The organism is Thioclava sp. JE_KL1, from assembly GCF_009296265.1.
Taxonomy (GTDB): domain Bacteria; phylum Pseudomonadota; class Alphaproteobacteria; order Rhodobacterales; family Rhodobacteraceae; genus Thioclava.
This window is the reverse complement of record NZ_WBJS01000050.1, coordinates 1-1711: the sequence shown is the minus strand read 5'-3', so window position 1 is coordinate 1711 and position 1711 is coordinate 1. Positions and strand designations below refer to the sequence as shown.

1 protein-coding gene and 1 pseudogene are annotated in these 1711 nt (G+C 61.9%); both read right to left on the bottom strand.

Translation table 11 applies throughout. The features are described 5' to 3' along the window. Positions 1 to 113: 113 nt before the first annotated feature. Positions 114 to 1529, bottom strand: a complete 1416-nt coding sequence (hydA, locus tag F8R15_RS20825; RefSeq protein ID WP_152845868.1) for a dihydropyrimidinase — start codon at positions 1527 to 1529, stop codon at positions 114 to 116. Continuing rightward, positions 1529 to 1711: pseudogene (locus tag F8R15_RS21595) on the bottom strand (hypothetical protein); the annotation flags it as partial. The gene hydA and the pseudogene F8R15_RS21595, both read right to left, overlap by 1 nt.

The following is a 1711-nucleotide window of genomic DNA, read 5'->3' as shown; positions in this document are numbered from 1 at the left end:
TGCGTCAACGGGCGTTCTCCTGAACCACTTTCGTCCGAGAGCCATGTATGAGGGCTGGGCGCAGGTTTCGTCAACGCGATGCGGGAAGCGGGTAGTTGGTGAGGACCACACGTCTACCAGGCCGAACTGGTCGCCCGCGACAGATATCGTCCGGTCCTTCCCTGCTCTACAACCTTTCCTTCGGCGGCGATTGTCTGGCCGCGCAGGATCGTGCGGACAGGCCAGCCTTCAATCTCCATGCCCTCATAGGGCGTGTAATCCGCGCCATGGTTCAGACTCGCTTGGGTGATCACCGCTTTGCGCTGCGGATCCCAAAGCGTGATATCGGCATCGGCGCCGATCACGAGCGCGCCTTTTTGCGGGTAGAGGCCATAGAGCTTGGCAGGGGTGGTCGAGGTGAGCGCCACAAAACGCTCTATGCTGATCCGCCCCTTTCGCACCCCCTCCGAGAACAGGATAGGCAGCCGCGTCTCCACGCCCGGGATGCCGTTCGGCACCCATTTGAACGAGGTGCGCGCGCGGGGATTGTCCTTGCCGGTCTCGTTGGCGCCCTCGAAATAGAATGGGCAGTGATCGGAGGAGAAGACATCGAAGGTGCCGTCGCGCAGCCCCTCCCAGATCGCGTCTTGGCTGTCTGTGTCGCGCGGCGGCGGCGAGCAGACATATTTCGCGCCCTCGAAATCCATGTTCAGCCCTTTGAGATCGTCTCGGGTCAGGACGATGTATTGCGGGCAGGTTTCGGCGAAGACCTTCATGCCGCGCTTCTTCGCCCATTGGATCTGCTCCATCGGGTCGCGGCCCGAGACATGCACGATCATCACAGGCACGTCAGTCAGCTGCGCGTGGCTTATCGCGCGATGGGTCGCCTCGCGCTCGGCGATCTGGTGATGCGCCACAGCGTGGTAATAGGGCGCGGTTTTTCCTTCTTCCTCGAGCCTGCGGGTCATGTGCTTGATCGCGTCGTGGCCTTCGGCATGGACCATAACGAGTGCGCGTTCGCGACGGGCCACGTCGAAGACTTCGAGAAGCTCCGCATCGTTCAGCACCAGATCATCATAGGTCATGAAGACCTTGAACGAGCTGTAGCCGTCGCGCACGAGCGCCGGGAGTTCCTGCCCCAGAACCTGCGGCGTCGGGTCGGAGACGATCAGATGAAAAGAGACATCCGTATAGCACGCGCCCTCGGCCCTCTCGTGATAAGCCGTCAGACATTCCCGCAGGGAGCTGCCTTTGATCTGCAGGGCGAAGGGCAGAACCGTGGTATTGCCCCCCGCCGCCGCAGACCGGGTTCCAGTCAGGAAATCATCGGCCATCAACGTGCCGTCCGAGGTGGGCTGCGCGAGATGGACATGGGCGTCGATCCCGCCCGGCAGCACCATCAGACCAGTGGCGTCGATCTCTTCGCGCGCATCCGTGATTTCAGATGCGATTTCGACAATCTTGCCGTCACGAATGCCCAGATCGGCGCGGAACTGATCCGAGGCGGTCACCAGCGTGCCGCCTCGGATCGCGAGATCGCAACCCGCCATCACGACGCCATCCGCATCTGGGAGGTGGTACTTGCAAGCGCCTCGGTCAGCGCGTCGACCTGCGCCACCGAATTGTAATGAACCATCGAGACACGAAGGCAGCCGCTCTGCCCGGTTTCCTTCAGATCCTCGACCAGACGGCGCGAATGGAAATCGCCAAAGCGGATCGCGATGCCGAACTT